The organism is Salmonella sp. 2018103 (genome assembly GCF_026247685.1).
Lineage (GTDB): Bacteria > Pseudomonadota > Gammaproteobacteria > Enterobacterales > Enterobacteriaceae > Salmonella > Salmonella enterica.
The window spans coordinates 934,953-955,000 of sequence record NZ_CP111029.1; the positions used below are offsets into that span (position 1 = coordinate 934,953).

A 20,048-nucleotide genomic window follows, 5' to 3' on the forward strand; every position below is an offset into this window, starting at 1 on the left:
TGTTCCCCGCGCCAGCGGGGATAAACCGCGAACCTCATACCGTTGACTACGATGAAAATAGTGTTCCCCGCGCCAGCGGGGATAAACCGGCGAGAATCCGCGCCGAATCAGTCGCGGTGCTGGTGTTCCCCGCGCCAGCGGGGATAAACCGAAAACGACCTGCCCTATTGAGGAGGAGGTTCAGTGTTCCCCGCGCCAGCGGGGATAAACCGCATGGTTTCAAGCGCTACTCCCTGCCCGGTCTCGTGTTCCCCGCGCCAGCGGGGATAAACCGTTGACGAACGGAGTATTGAAGATGTCACACCTGTGTTCCCCGCGCCAGCGGGGATAAACCGTAATAACAGGCGGTTCTATTACTACCGATTTCGTGTTCCCCGCGCCAGCGGGGATAAACCGTCATACACAGAGTCTTCTGGAAACAAGCCTCGGTGTTCCCCGCGCCAGCGGGGATAAACCGCCGCAACGATCGAGAGCGAACTGGACAGTAAAGTGTTCCCCGCGCCAGCGATTGATCGCCTGCTAAACATAGAAGTGTTCCCCGCGCCAGCGGGGATAAACCGATTTTAGAATTACGCATTGAGCCGATGATGTAGTGTTCCCCGCGCCAACAAGGATAGCCGTTGCATAATCATAATCTGTGTACCAGTAATGGCTGCTACACACCTGTAAAGTAAAAAGGCCGCGTTTTCCCGGGGAGGCTTTTATACAGGAGAAGGCCATGGCGTTAAGGATCAGGGTATTGCTCGAAAATCATAAGGGAGCTGGAGCGGATAAATCGTTGAAGGCCCGGCCAGGGTTAAGCCTGTTGGTTGAGGATGAGTCTACGTCGATCTTGTTCGATACCGGCCCTGATGGCAGTTTTATGCAAAACGCGTCGGCGATGGGGAGCGACCTGCCCGATGTGTCTGCTGTGGTGCTTTCGCATGGTCATTACGATCATTGCGGCGGCGTGCCGTGGCTTCCTGATAACAGTCGAATCATCTGCCATCCCGATATTGCGCGCGAACGTTATGCGGCAATGACTTTTCTCGGTATTACCCGGAAAATAAAAAAATTGTCGTGTGAGGTGGACTATTCACGCTACCGAATGATGTACACGCGTGACCCCCTGCCGATTGGCGAAAACTTTATCTGGTCAGGGGAAATACCAGTGGTCGCGCCTGAAGCCTACGGCATTTTTGGCGGCCACGATGCGGAGCCGGACTCTATTTTGGATGAGGGCGTACTGATTTACCAGTCGGCAAAAGGATTAGTCATCATTACGGGATGCGGGCATAGGGGGATCGCAAATATTGTTCGGCACTGTCAGAACATTACCGGTATAAAGCAGATTTATGCGCTTATCGGCGGATTTCATCTCCGCTGCGCATCACCGTTCACGATGTGGCGAGTCAGGCGCTTTCTGCAAGAACACAAACCTGAAAAACTATGCGGTTGTCACTGTACAGGGGCCTGGGGGCGGTTGTGGCTACCGGAAATAACCGCACCTGCAACCGGTGATGTGCTGCGCTTTTAACACCGCGCGCTGGACAATGTTTTCACTGATGAAACGTCGTGTGGATGGGCTGGAATCAATCTGCCATCCAGCCCACGCGTTAATAAACCTTATTCGCCGCGATAGACGCAGCCAGCTGTACAGGTTTCTTTCACCATCACGGCGCTCAGGAGCGGCACGACAGGCTTAACCTGATCCCAAATCCATTTTGCCAGCACTTCGCTGGTGGGATTGGACAGCCCTGGAATATCATTCAGATAGTAGTGATCAAGACGATCGTAAGTAGGTTTAAACGCCGCTTTGAGATCCGCGAAATCCATAATCCAACCGGTATGCGGATCGACTTCACCGGTAATTTCGAGACGCACCATAAACGAGTGTCCGTGCAGGCGGCCGCACTTATGCCCTTCAGGCACGTGAGGCAGGCGGTGAGCGGCTTCAAAGGTGAAATCTTTATACAACGTGGTGGACATGATGAACTCTCAGGCAATAAAAAAACCGCCGTAGGGTACCGGAAAGCGCATTTTTTATCATTAACTAAAACCATTCTCCGCCTTGTGACGGGCAATTAATTTAAGAATTTCCAGAAAATTCAATAATTATCAATCAATTATGAAATCGATTTTGGCGTTAATAACGATAACTAAAACAGGTTAGTTCATTTGGTTATTTGTTATTTCCAACCCTTCTTTAATTGTTATTCCTCTCACCGTTAACCTTATCCTCAGTTTGGGATTTATCGCTTATACACTTCATCCTTCAAGCCGCATCTGTGTTGACTGCGTTTACTCGCCCCAGTCACGTATTTATGTACGCTCCTGGGGCGCGATCAGCTTACAGTCTGGGCTACAGCGAACTTGAATGATTTTGTGTATAGATCCGCTTTGCTTACTGGAACATAACGACGCATGACGACACCGGCTCCACTGACTGGGTTGCTTCCGCTTAATCCGGAGCAACTGGCGCGCCTTCAGGCCGCGACAACCGACCTTACTCCCGAACAGCTTGCCTGGGTCTCCGGCTATTTTTGGGGCGTACTGAACCCGCGCTCAGGCGCTGTTGCCGTCACGCCTGCTCCTGAGGGGAAGATGCCGGGGGTTACGCTTATCTCCGCTTCGCAAACCGGCAATGCGCGTCGTGTGGCGGAAGCGCTGCGTGATGATCTGCTGGCGGCCAACCTTAATGTGACACTGGTGAACGCCGGCGACTACAAATTCAAACAGATTGCCAGTGAAAAACGGCTGGTGATAGTGACGTCCACCCAGGGAGAAGGCGAGCCGCCGGAAGAGGCCGTCGCGCTGCATAAATTCCTGTTCTCCAAAAAAGCGCCGAAACTGGAAAACACCGCTTTTGCCGTGTTTAGCCTCGGCGACACCTCTTATGAATTTTTCTGCCAGGCCGGTAAAGATTTTGACAATAAGCTGGCGGAACTGGGTGGTGAACGTCTGCTCGACCGTGTCGATGCTGACGTTGAATATCAGGCAGCTGCCAGCGAATGGCGCGCCCGCGTGGTTGATGTTCTGAAGTCCCGCGCACCTGTCGCGGCACCTTCGCAATCCGTCGCTACTGGCGCGGTAAACGACATCCACACCAGCCCCTATACCAAAGACGCGCCGCTGACCGCGACCCTCTCCGTGAATCAGAAAATCACCGGTCGCAACTCGGAAAAAGACGTGCGTCATATTGAGATTGATTTAGGCGACTCCGGTCTGCGTTACCAGCCGGGCGATGCGCTGGGCGTCTGGTATCAGAACGATCCGGCTCTGGTGAAGGAGCTGGTTGAGTTGCTGTGGCTGAAGGGCGATGAGCCGGTGACGGTTGATGGTAAAACCCTGCCGCTCGCCGAAGCGCTGGAGTGGCACTTCGAGCTGACGGTGAATACCGCCAACATTGTTGAGAACTACGCGACCCTGACGCGCAGTGAGTCGCTGTTGCCATTAGTGGGCGACAAAGCGCAGCTCCAGCACTACGCCGCGACCACGCCCATTGTTGATATGGTGCGTTTCTCTCCGGCGCAGCTCGACGCTGAAGCATTAATCGGCCTGCTGCGTCCGCTGACGCCGCGTCTGTACTCCATCGCCTCCGCGCAGGCGGAAGTCGAAAGCGAAGTACACGTAACCGTCGGCGTCGTGCGCTACGATATTGAAGGCCGCGCCCGCGCGGGTGGTGCTTCCAGCTTCCTCGCCGACCGCGTGGAAGAAGAGGGCGAAGTGCGCGTGTTTATTGAACACAACGATAATTTCCGCCTGCCAGCTAACCCGGAAACGCCGGTGATTATGATTGGCCCAGGTACGGGTATCGCGCCGTTCCGCGCCTTTATGCAGCAACGCGCCGCCGACGGTGCGGAAGGCAAGAACTGGCTGTTCTTCGGTAACCCGCACTTCACCGAAGACTTCCTTTATCAGGTTGAATGGCAGCGTTACGTGAAAGAAGGCGTGCTGAACCGGATCGATCTCGCCTGGTCCCGCGATCAAAAAGAAAAAATCTACGTACAAGACAAACTGCGCGAACAGGGCGCGGAGCTGTGGCGCTGGATCAATGACGGTGCCCACATTTATGTCTGCGGCGACGCCAGGCGTATGGCCGCAGATGTCGAAAAAGCATTGCTGGAAGTGATTGCTGAATTCGGTGCAATGGACATCGAAGCGGCGGATGAATTTTTAAGTGAGCTGCGCGTCGAGCGCCGTTATCAGCGAGATGTCTACTAATGAGCGAAAAACATCCAGGCCCACTGGTGGTCGAAGGTAAACTGTCCGATGCCGAGCGCATGAAGCTGGAAAGCAACTACCTGCGCGGTACCATTGCGGAAGATCTGAACGACGGTCTCACCGGCGGTTTTAAAGGCGACAACTTCCTGCTAATACGCTTTCATGGCATGTATCAGCAGGATGACCGCGATATTCGCGCCGAGCGTGCGGCGCAGAAGCTGGAGCCGCGCCACGCCATGCTGCTGCGCTGCCGCCTGCCGGGCGGGGTGATTACTACGGCGCAATGGCAGGCGATCGATAAATTCGCGGCGGATAACACGATTTATGGCAGTATCCGTCTGACCAACCGCCAGACCTTCCAGTTCCATGGCATTCTGAAGAAGAACGTCAAGCCGGTGCACCAGATGCTGCATTCGGTCGGTCTGGACGCGCTGGCGACCGCCAACGACATGAACCGTAACGTGCTGTGCACCTCCAACCCGTACGAATCGCAGTTGCACGCGGAAGCCTACGAATGGGCGAAGAAGATCTCTGAACATCTGCTGCCGCGCACTCGCGCCTATGCGGAGATCTGGCTCGATCAGGAGAAGGTAGCGACCACCGATGAAGAGCCGATCCTCGGGCAGACCTATCTGCCGCGTAAGTTCAAAACCACGGTAGTGATCCCGCCACAAAACGATATCGATCTGCACGCCAACGACATGAACTTTGTGGCGATTGCCGAAAACGGTAAGCTGGTCGGCTTTAACCTGCTGGTGGGCGGCGGTCTGTCTATTGAGCATGGTAATAAGAAAACGTATGCCCGTACCGCGAGCGAGTTTGGCTATCTGCCGCTGGAGCACACCCTGGCGGTGGCCGAAGCGGTAGTGATCACGCAGCGCGACTGGGGTAACCGTACCGACAGGAAAAACGCCAAAACCAAATATACCCTTGAGCGCGTGGGACTGGAGACGTTTAAAGCGGAAGTCGAGCGTCGCGCGGGGATCACATTTGAACCCATTCGTCCGTATGAATTTACCGGGCGTGGCGACAGGATTGGCTGGGTAAAAGGCATTGATGATAAATGGCACCTGACGCTGTTTATCGAAAATGGTCGTATCCTGGATTATCCGGGGCGTCCGCTGAAAACCGGCCTGCTGGAGATCGCGAAGATTCATCAGGGCGAGTTCCGTATTACCGCTAACCAGAACCTGATTATTGCCAGCGTGCCGGAAAGCCAGAAAGTGAAAATCGAGACGCTGGCGCGCGACCACGGGTTGATGAATGCCGTGAGCGCGCAGCGTGAAAACTCAATGGCCTGTGTATCGTTCCCGACCTGCCCGCTGGCAATGGCGGAAGCCGAGCGTTTCCTGCCGTCGTTCACGGACAAAGTGGAGGCGATTCTGGAAAAACACGGCATTCCTGATGAGCATATCGTGATGCGCGTGACCGGCTGCCCGAACGGCTGTGGTCGCGCGATGCTGGCGGAAATTGGCTTAGTAGGGAAAGCGCCTGGTCGTTATAACCTGCATCTTGGTGGCAACCGTATTGGGACACGTATCCCACGGATGTATCAAGAAAATATCACCGAGCCGGATATTCTGGCTTCGCTGGATGAACTGATTGGGCGCTGGGCGAAAGAGCGTGAAGCGGGTGAAGGCTTCGGCGACTTTACGGTGCGTGCGGGCATCATTCGCCCGGTGCTCGATCCCGCGCGTGATTTCTGGGAATAACCTGAATTGCCGGATGGCGTCTGTGTAGGCCTGATAAGCGCAGCGCCATCAGGCAAGGCAAACAGTGAGGAACTTATGTCCCAACTCGATCTCAACGCATTGAATGAACTGCCAAAAGTCGATCGCGTACTGGCGTTGGCGGAAACCAACGCCCAACTGGAAACGCTGACTGCCGAAGAACGCGTGGTCTGGGCGCTGGAAAATCTGCCCGGCGAATACGTGCTCTCCTCAAGCTTTGGTATCCAGGCGGCGGTGAGCCTGCACCTGGTGAACCAGATTCGCCCGGATATCCCGGTGATCCTCACCGATACCGGCTATTTGTTCCCGGAAACCTATCAGTTTATTGATGAGTTAACGGACAAACTCAAACTCAACCTGAAAGTTTACCGCGCGGGCGAAAGTCCGGCCTGGCAGGAAGCGCGCTACGGCAAGCTGTGGGAGCAGGGCGTAGAAGGTATTGAGAAATACAATGACATCAACAAAGTCGAGCCGATGAACCGGGCGCTAAAAGAGCTGAAAGCGCAGACGTGGTTTGCGGGTCTGCGTCGCGAGCAGTCCGGCAGCCGCGCGCATTTACCTGTTCTCGCTATCCAGCGCGGCGTGTTTAAAGTGCTACCGATTATCGACTGGGATAACCGCACGGTTTACCAGTATCTGCAAAAGCATGGTCTGAAATACCATCCGCTGTGGGATCAGGGCTATCTGTCGGTGGGCGATACACATACTACCCGCAAGTGGGAGCCGGGCATGGCGGAAGAAGAGACACGCTTCTTCGGACTGAAACGTGAGTGCGGGCTGCATGAAGGGTAATTGTCCTTACGCGGTATGATTATACTTGCTGCTATGAAAAATCCGGCAGGCAGCCGGATTTTAAATTGGTTATATTACTGACTATCTTTATGTCAGTAATATATTGCGACTGCACCCATCTTTACCAATGTGCAAAGAACGTTCATGGGTTAGATATAGTTTTTCAAGAATTACATCAATAAACATTTTTTTTGCATGATAGTCGTTATAATCCTGATTAAGTTTTTTTAAAAAACCGGAATTTGTTGGTTTAAACTCTGCAAACGGTGAATAGCTGTGTAGTAAATAGGAGATGCACGGATGCATCATGCTAAAAGCGACTTCACCTTGTACCTCCTGATAACCTATTTTGCAAAACTGAGTCGTAGGCTCAAAGTTACCGGCATTAATACAGGCCAGCATCGATTTTTCATCTTCAGTAAGTAAGTCCTGCCATTCGACAAGCGGGTGGTCTGGAGCCTCTGCTGGACGCATCATCTCATAAACCGCCGTTTTGATTTGTGCATTGCCCGTCACTTCTTTTCGTAGAGTAGAAATCGACTCCTGAAGTAATTCTGGGTGCCAGGTCATCTTCGCACCAATTACCTCGCATATTTGTAAAAATAACTGTCTCTCCTCCCTACTCATAGATTCTATCACTGCATCATCTGATATATTGAGGATGTCCTTAATATTGCTTTGGCTGATCACCGTGTCGCCGACCATAAGTAAAAATTGTGTCTGAGAGGCATCCAACTTGATAGTAAACAGATCCTGATGAGCCGGGCAGGCCAGATGTTGTAGCCGTTTAAAGGCGTAAATTTTATTTATATCCTCTACGTTAACTTCCATCTCTCCAGGTTCACCACGGCCCTGACCGTGAATGATGGAGTGTAACACTTCCAGCGCATGGTCCTTTTTTTCCGCTCTAAAATGATCCTGGACTTTATCCCAGCCCCCCATATGGATTGCTTTTTCTTTATCTGCGCTTAACAGATGAGCAAGCCGACTTTCATTAAGCGTATAATTTTGATGATTACCGAAGCTTAAAGTGACTGGCATAATATTTTCCTTCAAATTTATATTATTCAATATCCGGAGTAAAATATATCGTTCAATTCTCTCTTTTTTATTAAACAGATAAAGTTTACTACAGGAGAGAATTTGAACGACATTATTAATACAGCACATTTATGGTTGGTAATCCTTTGTGGTGACGATAATTCAGACAAAAGGTAGATGATTCGCCGCAAATGGTCGTTTTTTTAAATTTTGCCTCATGCAGGGGGCATTGGACGAAGCCTCTTTGATCGCCTCTTCCAGAAGACAAGGGCGGAAAAATTTATAATAATTATTCGTGAAATAAATATTTCCGAAGAATATATAAACTTGAGTAAGTATATTTAAATATAATCTCATGGTATGCGATTTTTGTGAGATATATCAACAAAAAAGACCATTAAAAAGGCGTAGAGTGCTTTTATTATCCACATGCTGGAGTTTACGTGTCGATATATCACTATTGGGGAAAGTCTCGACGAGGAGAAATTGACGGCGGTGATGATTACCATTTGCTTTGCTGGCATTCTTTAGATGTTGCGGCTGTGGGTTACTGGATGGTGATAAATAATATTTATTTTATTGACCACTATCTAAAAAAATTAGGCATCCAGGATAAGGAGCAGGCGGCGCAATTTTTTGCCTGGATTTTATGTTGGCATGATATTGGAAAATTTGCTCATTCCTTCCAGCAACTATACCGTCATGAGGCTTTAAACATCTTTAATGAGCCTACACGGCATTATGAAAAAATCGCGCATACCACGCTGGGATACGTGTTGTGGAACTCCTGGCTAAGTGAATGCCCTGAATTGTTTCCTCCTTCTTCGCTTTCAGTTCGTAAAAGTAAGCGCGTTATGGCGCTTTGGATGCCAGTCACTACAGGTCATCATGGACGCCCTCCAGAGGCAATCCAGGAGCTGGACCATTTTCGCCAGCAGGATAAAGACGCGGCAAGAGATTTTCTTCTGAGAATAAAAGCGCTCTTTCCTTTAATTACTTTGCCTGAATCCTGGGATGAAGATGAGGGTATCGACCAATTTCAGCAACTTTCCTGGTTTATTTCCGCTGCGGTTGTACTGGCTGACTGGACTGGTTCTGCCAGCCGTTATTTTCCGCGTACTGCGGAAAAAATGCCTGTTGATACCTACTGGCAGCAAGCTCTCGCTAAAGCACAAACTGCCATCACGCTATTTCCCTCAGCGGCGAATGTGTCTGCCTTTACGGGCATAGAAACGCTTTTCCCTTTTATTCAGCATCCCACACCGTTACAACAAAAGGCGCTAGAGCTGGATATCAACGTGGATGGCGCCCAACTCTTTATTCTTGAAGATGTCACCGGGGCCGGAAAAACAGAGGCGGCGCTCATATTAGCTCATCGACTGATGGCGGCAGGTAAAGCGCAGGGACTCTATTTTGGACTGCCGACAATGGCGACAGCCAACGCGATGTTTGAACGTATGGCGAACACCTGGCTGGCGCTGTATCAGCCGGACTCCCGTCCCAGCCTGATTCTGGCGCATAGCGCGCGTCGCTTAATGGATCGTTTCAATCAGTCAATATGGTCGGTCACTCTTTCCGGTACGGAAGAACCCGATGAAGCGCAGCCTGATAGTCAGGGATGCGCCGCCTGGTTTGCCGACAGCAATAAAAAAGCGTTGTTGGCGGAGGTTGGCGTAGGCACGTTGGATCAGGCGATGATGGCGGTAATGCCATTTAAACATAACAACCTGCGGTTACTGGGTCTTAGCAACAAGATTTTACTGGCTGATGAGATCCATGCCTGTGATGCATGGATGTCCAGAATACTTGAAGGTTTGATTGAACGGCAGGCCAGTAATGGCAACGCCACTATTCTGTTATCTGCGACGCTATCGCAGCAGCAGCGAGATAAGCTGGTGGCGGCATTTTCCCGTGGGGTGAGGCGTAGTGTGCAGGCGCCGTTGCTAGGCCATGACGATTATCCCTGGCTGACTCAGGTCACACAAACAGAGTTGATTTCTCAGCGGGTTGATACACGCAAAGAGGTTGAACGTAGCGTAGATATTGGCTGGCTACATAGTGAAGAGGCGTGTCTTGAACGTATAGGTGAAGCAGTGGAAAAAGGAAACTGTATCGCCTGGATACGTAACTCCGTTGATGATGCGATTCGTATCTATCGCCAGCTTCAACTGAGTAAGGTCGTCGCCACGGAAAACCTTTTACTCTTCCATAGTCGCTTTGCTTTTCACGATCGTCAGCGGATTGAGTCACAGACGCTGAATCTCTTTGGCAAACAGAGCGGCGCGCAACGTGCCGGTAAGGTCATTATCGCCACGCAGGTAATCGAACAAAGTCTGGATATTGACTGCGATGAGATGATCTCTGATTTAGCGCCGGTGGATTTATTAATTCAGCGGGCCGGTCGACTACAGCGTCATATTCGCGATCGTAACGGTCTGGTGAAAAAGAGTGGGCAGGATGAGCGAGAGACGCCAGTGCTGCGCATTCTTGCTCCGGAGTGGGATGACGCGCCGCGAGAGAACTGGTTATCCAGCGCCATGCGTAACAGCGCCTATGTCTATCCCGATCATGGGCGCATGTGGCTGACGCAGCGCATATTACGTGAGCAGGGGACGATTCGGATGCCGCAATCTGCCCGATTGTTGATTGAGTCGGTCTACGGCGAGGACGTTAACATGCCGGTTGGATTTGCAAAAACCGAGCAATTGCAGAAAGGCAAATTTTATTGCGACCGGGCATTTGCCAGACAGATGCTGCTTAACTTTGCGCCGGGCTATTGTGCTGAAATTAGCGATTCTCTACCGGAGAAAATGTCAACGCGGTTGGCGGAAGAGTCTGTCACGCTGTGGCTGGCGAAAATCGTGGATGGCGTCGTAACCCCTTATGCCAGCGGTGAACATGCCTGGGAGATGAGCGTGCTGCGGGTACGTCAGAGCTGGTGGGATAAACATAAAGACGAGTTTGAAAAATTAGATGGCGAACCCCTGCGTAAGTGGTGTGCGCAACAGCATCAGGATAAGGATTTTGCCACGGTGATTGTGGTGACGGATTGTGCCGCTTGTGGTTATTCGGCGAATGAGGGATTGATTGGCATGATGGGGGAATAACGAATATAGATATGGACAATTTTTCGCTTTTAACAACGCCCTGGCTCCCCGTCCGTTTCAAAGACGGTTCCACGGGCAAACTGGCTCCTGTCAATCTGGCAGATGAAAACGTGGTGGATATCGCCGCAACGCGAGCAGATTTGCAGGGAGCGGCCTGGCAGTTTCTGTTGGGATTGCTGCAATGCAGTATCGCGCCGAAAAGATACAAAAACTGGGAGGATATCTGGTTTGATGGATTGCATGCCGATGCGCTCCATAAGGCATTAGCACCGTTAGAACACGCTTTTCAGTTTGGCGCGGAAACGCCGTCTTTTATGCAGGATTTTGAAGAATTACCCGACAATAAAATAACTATAGCTTCGCTATTACCGGAAACACCAGGTATTCAAACTACTGAGTTAAATACAGATCATTTTATCAAACGTGGCGTAATGGAATGTTTTTGCCCGCATTGTGCCGCGTTGGCGTTGTTTTCTATGCAGCTTAACGCTCCTTCCGGCGGACAAGGCTACCGCACTGGGCTGCGCGGCGGCGGGCCGCTGACTACATTGATTGAATTGCAGGAATATCAGGGAGAGCGGCAAACGCCGCTCTGGCGCAAGCTGTGGCTCAACGTGATGCCGCAGGATGCTGCGGATCTGCCTTTGCCTGTCGTCTATGATGCGGCTGTATTTCCCTGGCTTGCCGCAACACGTACCAGCGAGCCACCAGCTCATACTATTACAACAGATGAGCAGGTAAATAAATTACAAGCATACTGGGGGATGCCACGCCGTATCCGTCTGGATTTCGCGACAATACGTCAGGGAGTGTGCAATATCTGCGGTAATAATAGCGATGAGCTGCTAATCCAGATGTTGGTCAAGAATTATGGCGTTAATTATGACCGCTGGCGGCACCCATTAACACCACATCGCCTGCAAATAAAGAATAGTAAGGGATTTGAACCTGTTATAACCCAACCTGGTGGACTTCTTTGGCGAGATTGGCTGGGACTAAGTCAAGAAAACCCGACGGAAAAGAATACCGAATATCCGGCACAGGTGATCAAAGTGTTTAATGCCCGAGAGCTCAGGAATATCAAAGTAGGCTTGTGGGGATTTGGTGCCGATTCCAAAAAAATGAAAATCCGCTGTTGGTATGAGCACCACTTTCCGTTGCTGATGACGGAAGGTCTGATCCCTGATTTACGTAAAGCAATACAAACTGCTACCCGACTCCTCAGCCTGCTGCGCAGTGCGCTAAAAGAAGCGTGGTTCGCCAATGCGAAGGGCGCCCGCGGTGATTTCAGTTTTATCGACATTGATTTCTGGAACCTGACGCAGGGGCGCTTTCTCAATCTGATCCACGATCTGGAAAACGGCCACAAGCCGGACGAAAGGCTGAATAAATGGCAAAGAGAACTTTGGCTGTTTACCCGTTGTTACTTCGATGATCACGTCTTTACCAACCCCTACGAGAGCAGCGATCTGGAGCGCATCATGAAGGCGCGCAAAAAATATTTTACCTCATCGGCGGAAAAGCAAAGCGCGAAAGCCGCCAAAGCAAAGAAGCAGGAGGCTGCTGAATGAGTATTGTGCAAGAGGATCACAAAGCCACGCTGCGCAAATGGCATGAGGATTTGCAGGAGAAGCGGGGTGCACGGGCCAGCTTGCGGCGCAGTAAAACGGTGAATGAGGCCTGCTTGTCTGAGGGATTTCATTTGCTGTTAATGCAGACGCATTCGTTGTGGAAAAACAAGGCACCCTGGCATGTTACTGCATTGGCAATCACAGCGGCACTGGCTGCACATATCAAATTTATTGATGAGCAAAAGAGTTTTGCTGCGCAGCTTGGACAGAAGAAAGGTGGCGACACTCCGGTGATGTCAAAATTACGCTTCTCCCACCTATTAGCGGTAAAAACGCCGGATGAACTGCTGCGCCAGTTACGGCGTGCGGTGAAGCTGTTAGATGGTTCGGTCAACCTGTTTTCTCTTGCAGACGATATTTTCTGCTGGTGCCAGGAGCAGAATGACTTGCTGAACCACCATCGCCGCCAGCAGCGGCCAACCGAATTTCTCCGTATCCGCTGGGCGCTGGAATACTACCAGGCTGGCGATAACGAACAAGATTAACAGGGATATCTTTATGACAACGTTTATTCAACTCCATTTATTAACCGCTTATCCTGCCGCCAACCTCAACCGTGACGATACCGGCGCGCCAAAAACCGTGGTGCTTGGCGGCGCGACGCGTCTGCGTATCTCCTCTCAGAGCCTGAAACGTGCCTGGCGTACCTCGGAACTGTTTGAGCAGGCGCTTGCCGGGAATATCGGTATTCGTAGCGGACGTATTGCGCGCGAAGCGGCGCAGATCCTCGTTGAAAGCGGCATTGACGCCAAAAAAGCGGTTGAGTACGTCAAGAACATCGCTAACTATTTTGGCAAGGTAAAGGCGGAAAAGAAACCCAAAGATGAGTTGACGAATGCTGAAACCGGGCAACTGGTGCATATCAGCCCAGCTGAGTTTGAGGCTGTGAAAGCGCTGGCGCACCGTCTGGCAGAAGAAAAACGCGCGCCAAAAGAGGAAGAGCTTGCACTGCTACGTAAAGATCGCATGGCCGTCGATATTGCCATGTTTGGCCGGATGTTAGCGGAGAAAACTGATTTTAACGTTGAAGCCGCCTGCCAGGTCGGCCACGCCTTCGGCGTCAGCGAAACGATCGTCGAAGACGATTTCTTTACTGCTGTGGATGACCTACGCCAGGCATCGGCAGAAGATGCAGGTGCAGGCCATCTCGGCGAAACCGGCTTTGGCTCCGCGCTGTTTTACACCTATATCTGCATCGACAAAGATCTGCTGGTGAAAAACCTGAACGGCAATGAAGAACTGGCAAACAAAACGCTGCGCGCCTTTACTGAAGCGGCGCTGAAAGTGTCGCCGACCGGCAAACAGAACAGCTTTGCCAGCCGTGCCTATGCCTCGTGGGCGCTGGCCGAAAAAGGCACCGACCAACCACGTTCACTGGCGGCTGCGTTTTATGAACCGATCAACGGTACAGACCAATTGAACGTTGCGGTTAAGCGTATTACATCGCTGCATAAGAATATGAATAAGGTTTATGGCCAGCGGACTGATACCGCCAGTTTCGACGTGATGAATCAGCAGGGAAGCATGAAAGACGTGCTTGACTTCATCTGCGCGTAAGGGGCGGCTTATGAGCCAATATCTGGTTTTTCAGCTTCACGGGCCGATGGCCTCCTGGGGCGTGGATGCGCCAGGCGAAGTGCGCCACAGCCATGAGCTACCCTCGCGCTCGGCGCTGTTGGGGTTATTAGCTGCGGCGCTGGGAATTCGCCGCGATGAGGAGGAACGGCTAAACGCCTTCAATCGTCATTACCAATTTTTGCTGTGCGCCAGTGGCAACCCGCGCTGGGCGCGGGATTATCACACGGTGCAGATGCCGAAAGAGGTACGTAAGGCACGTTACTTCAGCCGCCGTGAAGAGTTGCAGGATCCTGAATTACTGAGCGCGCTGATTTCCCGACGCGACTACTACACCGACGCTTGGTGGATGATTGCTGTCAGCGCGACGCCGGACGCGCCTTACACGTTGGCGCAGCTTCAGGCGGCGTTACAACATCCTGTGTTCCCGCTGTATCTGGGGCGCAAAAGTCACCCTCTGGCGTTGCCGCTTGCGCCGCAACTGCTGGAAGGACGCGCGCCGGATGCCCTGCGCGAAGCGTATCGTTGGTATCAGGATCAATTCAATACGCTGAAACTGACTCTCCCCAGATTACAGAACGAATGCTGGTGGGAAGGTGAACACGATGGCTTAACGGCGAACAAAATTTTACGTCGTCGCGACATGCCATTGAGCCGCCAGCAATGGCTGTTCGGTGAACGTAGCGTGAATCAGGGGCCGTGGCTCAGCAAGGAGGACGCGTGTATCTCTCAAGAATAACGCTGCACACCAGCGAGCTTTCGCCGGCACAGCTCTTGCATCTGGTGGAGCGCGGCGAGTACGTGATGCACCAGTGGTTATGGGATCTCTTTCCCGGCGGCAAGGAACGGCAGTTTCTTTATCGCCGCGAAGAATTACAGGGCGCGTTTCGCTTTTTTGTTCTCTCGCAGGAACAGCCTGCCGCCAGCGCGATTTTTGACGTGCAGACTCGCCCGTTTGCGCCAACGCTGAGCGCGGGGCAGACGCTGCGGTTTAATCTGCGCGCCAATCCGACAATTTGCAAAAACGGCAAGCGTCACGATTTGCTGATGGAGGCGAAACGCCAGCGTAAAACGCAGGGTGATAGCCAGGATATTTGGTCTTATCAGCAGCAGGCGGCGCTAGCGTGGTTGGCGCGCCAGGGGGAACAAAATGGCTTCCCCCTGCGCGAGACGAGCGTTGATGCTTATCGGCAGCAGCAGATACGTCGAGAGAAATCCCGGCAGATGATTCAGTTTAGCAGCGTGGACTATACCGGCGTGCTGGTGATTAACGATCCCGTGCTTTTCCTGCAACGTCTGGCGCAGGGGTACGGTAAAAGTCGGGCGTTTGGCTGCGGAATGATGATGATCAAACCCGGAGACGACGCGTGACGTTCGTACCGCTCAACCCGATCCCGTTAAAAGATCGAACCTCGATGATCTTCCTCCAGTACGGTCAAATTGACGTGCTGGATGGGGCATTCGTGCTGATCGATAAAACGGGAATCCGCACGCATATTCCCGTCGGTTCGGTCGCTTGTATCATGCTGGAACCGGGAACGCGGGTTTCCCATGCGGCTGTGCGTCTGGCATCGACGGTAGGAACGCTGCTGGTATGGGTGGGCGAGGCGGGAGTGCGGGTCTATTCCTCCGGACAACCCGGCGGCGCACGAGCCGATAAGCTGCTTTATCAGGCAAAGCTGGCGTTAGATGATGACCTGCGGCTGAAGGTGGTGCGCAAAATGTATGAACTGCGTTTTCGCGAACCGCCGCCCGCCCGTCGTTCCGTTGAGCAACTGCGCGGTATTGAAGGTTCTCGCGTGCGGGCGACCTACGCATTACTGGCGAAGCAATACGGCGTGAAGTGGCATGGTCGTAACTACGATCCGAAAGACTGGGAGAAGGGGGATGTCGTCAACCGATGTATTAGCGCGGCGACATCGTGCCTGTACGGGATTTCAGAAGCGGCTATCCTGGCGGCGGGATATGCGCCAGCTATCGGTTTTATCCATAGCGGTAAGCCGCTTTCTTTTGTTTATGACATTGCCGATATCATCAAATTTGAATCGGTGGTGCCCAAAGCATTTGAGATCGCCGCTCGTCACCCGGCGGAACCAGATAAAGAAGTGCGCCTGGCCTGCCGTGATATTTTTCGCAGTTCGAAGCTGACCGGAAAGTTGATCCCACTGATCGAAGAAGTGCTCGCTGCCGGTGAAATTGAACCGCCTCAGCCTGCGCCGGATATGCTGCCGCCAGCAATACCGGAACCTGAATCCTTGGGGGATAGCGGCCATCGGGGGCATGGTTGATGAGTATGGTGGTTGTGGTCACGGAAAACGTACCGCCGCGCCTGCGGGGACGTCTTGCCGTCTGGTTACTCGAGGTTCGTGCAGGTGTTTATGTTGGCGATACCTCGAAGCGTATTCGGGAAATGATTTGGCAACAGATCACACAGCTTGGCGGTTGCGGGAATGCCGTCATGGCCTGGGCGACCAACACGGAGTCGGGATTTGAGTTCCAGACATGGGGTGAAAACCGACGTATTCCGGTAGATTTGGATGGACTGCGTTTGGTTTCTTTTCTTCCTGTTGAAAATCAATAAGTTGAATGTTCTTTAATAATAAGGAATTGTTATCTTACCGTTGGTAGTTTGTTAGGTAGTAAAAAAGGGCTTTTAGAACAAAAATATAGTTTTAGTGTGTTCCCCGCGCCAGCGGGGATAAACCGCGATTCAATATCAGCGGCCAATTCCGCTAACGGTGTTCCCCGCGCCAGCGGGGATAAACCGACGGGACTGTTAGGGATAGACCCCGGAGATTTGTGTTCCCCGCGCCAGCGGGGATAAACCGGGTTACCCGGCGTTTCTGGCTGCGTACCGGCAGTGTTCCCCGCGCCAGCGGGGATAAACCGTTCGAGTGTCTCGTTAAAAGGCGCGAAAATACGTGTTCCCCGCGCCAGCGGGGATAAACCGGTTTAATCTGATATCCCCAGCACCAAAGGAGTGTGTTCCCCGCGCCAGCGGGGATAAACCGGAGTGGCGAAAGGGGCCGGCCTTGAAAAGTGGGTGTTCCCCGCGCCAGCGGGGATAAACCGCTTCAGGCCAAACGTACAGCGGAGCTACCAGCGTGTTCCCCGCGCCAGCGGGGATAAACCGATCCAGCGCCTCGCGAGTGTTGCCAGTTTTGCGTGTTCCCCGCGCCAGCGGGGATAAACCGCCAATTCCTCTCCGCGCTGCTGCGTGATTTTCGTGTTCCCCGCGCCAGCGGGGATAAACCGGCACCCCCATATCTCCAGCCAACGTCTTGAATGTGTTCCCCGCGCCAGCGGGGATAAACCGTTGTCTTTTTTCATGTTGATGACGTCGCCCTCGTGTTCCCCGCGCCAGCGGGGATAAACCGATCGTTGTCCCGATCAGAATGTCGCCGCAACAGTGTTCCCCGCGCCAGCGGGGATAAACCGTGTTGGTATACTAACTGTCGCTAAGTGTTCAAGTGTTCCCCGCGCCAGCGGGGATAAACCGCCATCACCAACTCTCGGTGTTATGGCTCCTTGGTGTTCCCCGCGCCAGCGGGGATAAACCGATGATGAAATCACCCCGGAGGGGCGGGGCGAAGTGTTCCCCGCGCCAGCGGGGATAAACCGCCTACGGGGATATAAGTAAAGAGATCCAACGAGTGTTCCCCGCGCCAGCGGGGATAAACCGGCTGGAGTGTTACGCCCTGACTCATAATTTGAGTGTTCCCCGCGTCAGCGGGGATAAACACGTTTCACCAGCATATCAGGACGTTTTTTCCGCCTTCGCCAGCTCTTTTACCAACGGCAGCATTATCCGCACTACATCGCGGCTACGGCGCTCAATTCGCCCTGGTAGCGCCTTGTCAATATGCTGTTGATTATCAAGCCGTACGTCGTGCCAGCTATTACCGTTCGGGAAGGAGGCATTTTTCACGCGTTGCTGGTATCCGTCTTTTTTACCCAGATTCCAGTTCGTCGCCTCAACAGAAAGCACAGATATTCCCGCTTTATCGAAAACCTCCGCATCATTACAGCAACCCGTTCCTTTGGGGTAGGATGGATTGCGTCCCGGATTGGTGTTGGCGGCGATACCATAACGGCGCGCAATCGCTAATGCCCGATCGCGGGTCAGCGTACGCACCGCTTCCGGCGTATTTTTCCCGCTATTAAAATAGAGCTTGTCGCCAACAATCAGGTTATCGAGATTAATGACCAGCAGTGTATTTTTCTTCTCAGCGTCACTCATTCGTTTGAGTAAATTTTCCGCGCCTAGCTTTCCCTCTTCTTCCCCGCTGGTGGCGATAAAACGAATCCCATAATGGGTCGGTATATCTTTCAGGCGCGCCGCCAGTTCCAGCATAACGCCTAATCCCGCGGCATTATCATCCATTCCTTGTAACGTTAAACCGCCCAGATTGGCATCGACATCAGCGTCGCTCTGCGGAGCGTAGGTATCCAGATGCGCCATAATAATGATCTGTTGCGGCACGCGCCCTTCATGGGCGGCGATGACCGTACTGCCCGTCACGTTATGCCAGTTTTTGCGATTATCCTTCGTAGTATAAATAAATCGGCTATTAAACGTTCGAATATCGCTTTGGTATCCCATCTGGGTAAATTGTTGGCGTAAATAATCGGCAGATAACATCTCGGCGGGGGAGCCAGTCATTCTCCCGGGAAAAAAGGTGGCGATATGTCGTGCCTGAGTATTCGCTATTTCACCAGGCTCTGGTGATGCTGCTTGTGCAGGAAGGATAAAGCCTACGCCGAGCGCCAGAATGACGGCAAAGCGGCGCGTTGCGGAAAACATAATGAGTCCTTAAATACAGAACAAAATTTTACGTGGCTAGTATGAAACCGCGATCGTGTTAATACAATTTCATTTGCTCCTAAATGCTGGCAATCCGGTACGTTAAGCATTTTTTGATATTGGTTTTTGGGCCGCGTTATTCCTTTGAGGAACTACTCATTCCAATTCGTCATTTCATTCACTCTCCTGCGCTCCCTATAGTCGTGTAATCGAAATGTTTAGCAAAAAACGGTATTGCAAAGGAACGGTTATGGATCAAAAACGACTCACCCACCTGCGGCAACTGGAGGCGGAAAGTATCCACATTATCCGTGAAGTGGCAGCGGAATTCGCTAATCCGGTCATGCTGTACTCCATTGGTAAAGACTCCAGCGTCATGCTGCATCTGGCGCGTAAGGCGTTTTATCCGGGTACGTTGCCGTTCCCGCTATTGCACGTTGATACCGGTTGGAAATTCCGTGAGATGTACGCCTTTCGCGATCGTACCGCCAACGCATACGGCTGCGAATTGCTGGTACATAAAAATCCGGAAGGCGTGGCGATGGGCATCAATCCGTTCGTTCACGGTAGCGCTAAACACACCGACATTATGAAAACCGAAGGGTTAAAGCAGGCGCTGAATAAGTACGGTTTTGATGCCGCGTTCGGCGGCGCACGGCGCGATGAGGAAAAATCCCGCGCGAAAGAACGTATTTACTCCTTTCGTGACCGTTTCCATCGCTGGGACCCGAAAAATCAGCGTCCAGAGTTGTGGCGTAACTATAACGGTCAGATTAATAAAGGCGAAAGTATACGCGTCTTCCCTCTCTCCAACTGGACAGAGCAGGATATCTGGCAATACATCTGGCTGGAAAACATCGACATCGTGCCGCTGTATTTGGCTGCTGAACGCCCGGTTCTGGAACGTGACGGCATGTTGATGATGGTGGATGACGATCGTATCGATCTCCAGCCTGGCGAAGTCATCAAAAAAAGGATGGTGCGCTTCCGTACACTTGGCTGTTGGCCGCTCACCGGGGCGGTGGAATCCCACGCGCAAACGCTGCCGGAAATTATCGAAGAGATGCTGGTTTCTACCACCAGCGAGCGCCAGGGAAGGATGATTGACCGCGATCAGGCGGGGTCGATGGAGCTTAAAAAACGTCAGGGGTATTTCTAAGGAGCC

Annotated in this window: 16 protein-coding genes and 2 CRISPR repeat arrays (1 of these 18 only partly in view); of the genes, 13 read left to right on the forward strand and 3 right to left on the reverse strand. The window is 52.3% G+C overall.

Features of this window, described 5'->3' with window-relative positions; all coding sequences use genetic code 11:
* Positions 1-457: a CRISPR direct-repeat array (repeat unit 29 nt; unit sequence GTGTTCCCCGCGCCAGCGGGGATAAACCG) (it extends 1 nt beyond the left edge of the window).
* A 261-nt stretch (positions 458-718) separates the two neighbouring features.
* Positions 719-1,516, forward strand: a complete 798-nt coding sequence (locus OLG56_RS04450; protein WP_061377584.1) for an MBL fold metallo-hydrolase — start codon at positions 719-721, stop codon at positions 1,514-1,516.
* 89 nt (positions 1,517-1,605) lie between these two features.
* Here the strand turns inward: OLG56_RS04450 and queD are convergent, their stop codons facing one another.
* Positions 1,606-1,968, reverse strand: coding sequence for a 6-carboxytetrahydropterin synthase QueD (queD, locus tag OLG56_RS04455; RefSeq protein ID WP_000108313.1), 363 nt, complete (start codon positions 1,966-1,968; stop codon positions 1,606-1,608).
* Positions 1,969-2,403: 435 nt separating this feature from the next.
* Between queD and cysJ the strand changes: the two genes are divergently transcribed.
* From cysJ to cysH, 3 genes are all read left to right on the forward strand, one after another.
* Complete coding sequence (gene cysJ / locus OLG56_RS04460) at positions 2,404-4,203, forward strand: NADPH-dependent assimilatory sulfite reductase flavoprotein subunit (RefSeq protein WP_061377583.1); 1,800 nt, start codon at positions 2,404-2,406, stop codon at positions 4,201-4,203.
* Complete coding sequence (gene cysI, locus OLG56_RS04465) at positions 4,203-5,915, forward strand: assimilatory sulfite reductase (NADPH) hemoprotein subunit (protein WP_061377582.1); 1,713 nt, start codon at positions 4,203-4,205, stop codon at positions 5,913-5,915. The genes cysJ and cysI overlap by 1 nt, the downstream gene beginning before the upstream one ends.
* Positions 5,916-5,990: 75 nt before the next feature.
* Positions 5,991-6,725 (forward strand): phosphoadenosine phosphosulfate reductase, encoded by a 735-nt coding sequence (gene cysH / locus OLG56_RS04470; protein WP_023136478.1) that lies wholly within the window; start codon positions 5,991-5,993, stop codon positions 6,723-6,725.
* A gap of 87 nt (positions 6,726-6,812) precedes the next feature.
* On the opposite strand, the gene sopD is transcribed toward cysH, so the two are convergent.
* Positions 6,813-7,766, reverse strand: coding sequence for an SPI-1 type III secretion system effector SopD (sopD, locus tag OLG56_RS04475; protein ID WP_072275026.1), 954 nt, complete (start codon positions 7,764-7,766; stop codon positions 6,813-6,815).
* Between the two features lie 443 nt (positions 7,767-8,209).
* On the opposite strand from sopD, the gene OLG56_RS04480 reads away from it, so the two are divergent.
* The 8 genes from OLG56_RS04480 to cas2e are packed head-to-tail and all read left to right on the forward strand — an operon-like array spanning position 8,210 to position 16,660.
* Complete coding sequence (locus OLG56_RS04480; protein WP_031569639.1) at positions 8,210-10,873, forward strand: CRISPR-associated helicase/endonuclease Cas3; 2,664 nt, start codon at positions 8,210-8,212, stop codon at positions 10,871-10,873.
* An 11-nt stretch (positions 10,874-10,884) separates the two neighbouring features.
* Positions 10,885-12,444 carry a type I-E CRISPR-associated protein Cse1/CasA gene (gene casA / locus OLG56_RS04485; protein ID WP_031569635.1) on the forward strand — a complete coding sequence of 520 codons (1,560 nt, stop codon included), beginning with the start codon at positions 10,885-10,887 and terminating at the stop codon, positions 12,442-12,444.
* Positions 12,441-12,989: a type I-E CRISPR-associated protein Cse2/CasB gene (gene casB, locus OLG56_RS04490; RefSeq protein ID WP_000029527.1), complete on the forward strand. Its 549-nt coding sequence runs from the start codon at positions 12,441-12,443 to the stop codon at positions 12,987-12,989. The genes casA and casB overlap by 4 nt, the downstream gene beginning before the upstream one ends.
* A gap of 13 nt (positions 12,990-13,002) precedes the next feature.
* A complete protein-coding gene (gene cas7e / locus OLG56_RS04495) occupies positions 13,003-14,061 on the forward strand; it encodes a type I-E CRISPR-associated protein Cas7/Cse4/CasC (RefSeq protein ID WP_031569632.1) in 1,059 nt (352 codons plus the stop codon).
* A 10-nt stretch (positions 14,062-14,071) separates the two neighbouring features.
* On the forward strand, positions 14,072-14,818 hold the full coding sequence (gene cas5e, locus OLG56_RS04500; RefSeq protein ID WP_061377580.1) for a type I-E CRISPR-associated protein Cas5/CasD: 747 nt from the start codon (positions 14,072-14,074) through the stop codon (positions 14,816-14,818).
* Entirely contained in the window at positions 14,800-15,450 is a 651-nt protein-coding gene (gene cas6e / locus OLG56_RS04505) for a type I-E CRISPR-associated protein Cas6/Cse3/CasE (RefSeq protein WP_061377579.1), read from the forward strand. Before cas5e ends, cas6e begins: the two co-directional genes overlap by 19 nt.
* A complete protein-coding gene (cas1e, locus tag OLG56_RS04510) occupies positions 15,447-16,367 on the forward strand; it encodes a type I-E CRISPR-associated endonuclease Cas1e (RefSeq protein ID WP_000144832.1) in 921 nt (306 codons plus the stop codon). The genes cas6e and cas1e overlap by 4 nt, the downstream gene beginning before the upstream one ends.
* Positions 16,367-16,660 (forward strand): type I-E CRISPR-associated endoribonuclease Cas2e, encoded by a 294-nt coding sequence (gene cas2e / locus OLG56_RS04515; RefSeq protein WP_023204590.1) that lies wholly within the window; start codon positions 16,367-16,369, stop codon positions 16,658-16,660. Before cas1e ends, cas2e begins: the two co-directional genes overlap by 1 nt.
* A 96-nt stretch (positions 16,661-16,756) precedes the next feature.
* Positions 16,757-17,822: direct repeats of the CRISPR family, unit length 29 nt; unit sequence GTGTTCCCCGCGCCAGCGGGGATAAACCG.
* Positions 17,823-17,836: 14 nt separating this feature from the next.
* Here the strand turns inward: cas2e and OLG56_RS04520 are convergent.
* Positions 17,837-18,883 (reverse strand): aminopeptidase, encoded by a 1,047-nt coding sequence (locus tag OLG56_RS04520; RefSeq protein ID WP_000490473.1) that lies wholly within the window; start codon positions 18,881-18,883, stop codon positions 17,837-17,839.
* Between the two features lie 250 nt (positions 18,884-19,133).
* Here OLG56_RS04520 and cysD point away from each other — a divergent pair, with 250 nt between their 5' ends.
* Positions 19,134-20,042: a sulfate adenylyltransferase subunit CysD gene (gene cysD / locus OLG56_RS04525; protein WP_000372384.1), complete on the forward strand. Its 909-nt coding sequence runs from the start codon at positions 19,134-19,136 to the stop codon at positions 20,040-20,042.
* Positions 20,043-20,048: the final 6 nt, after the last annotated feature.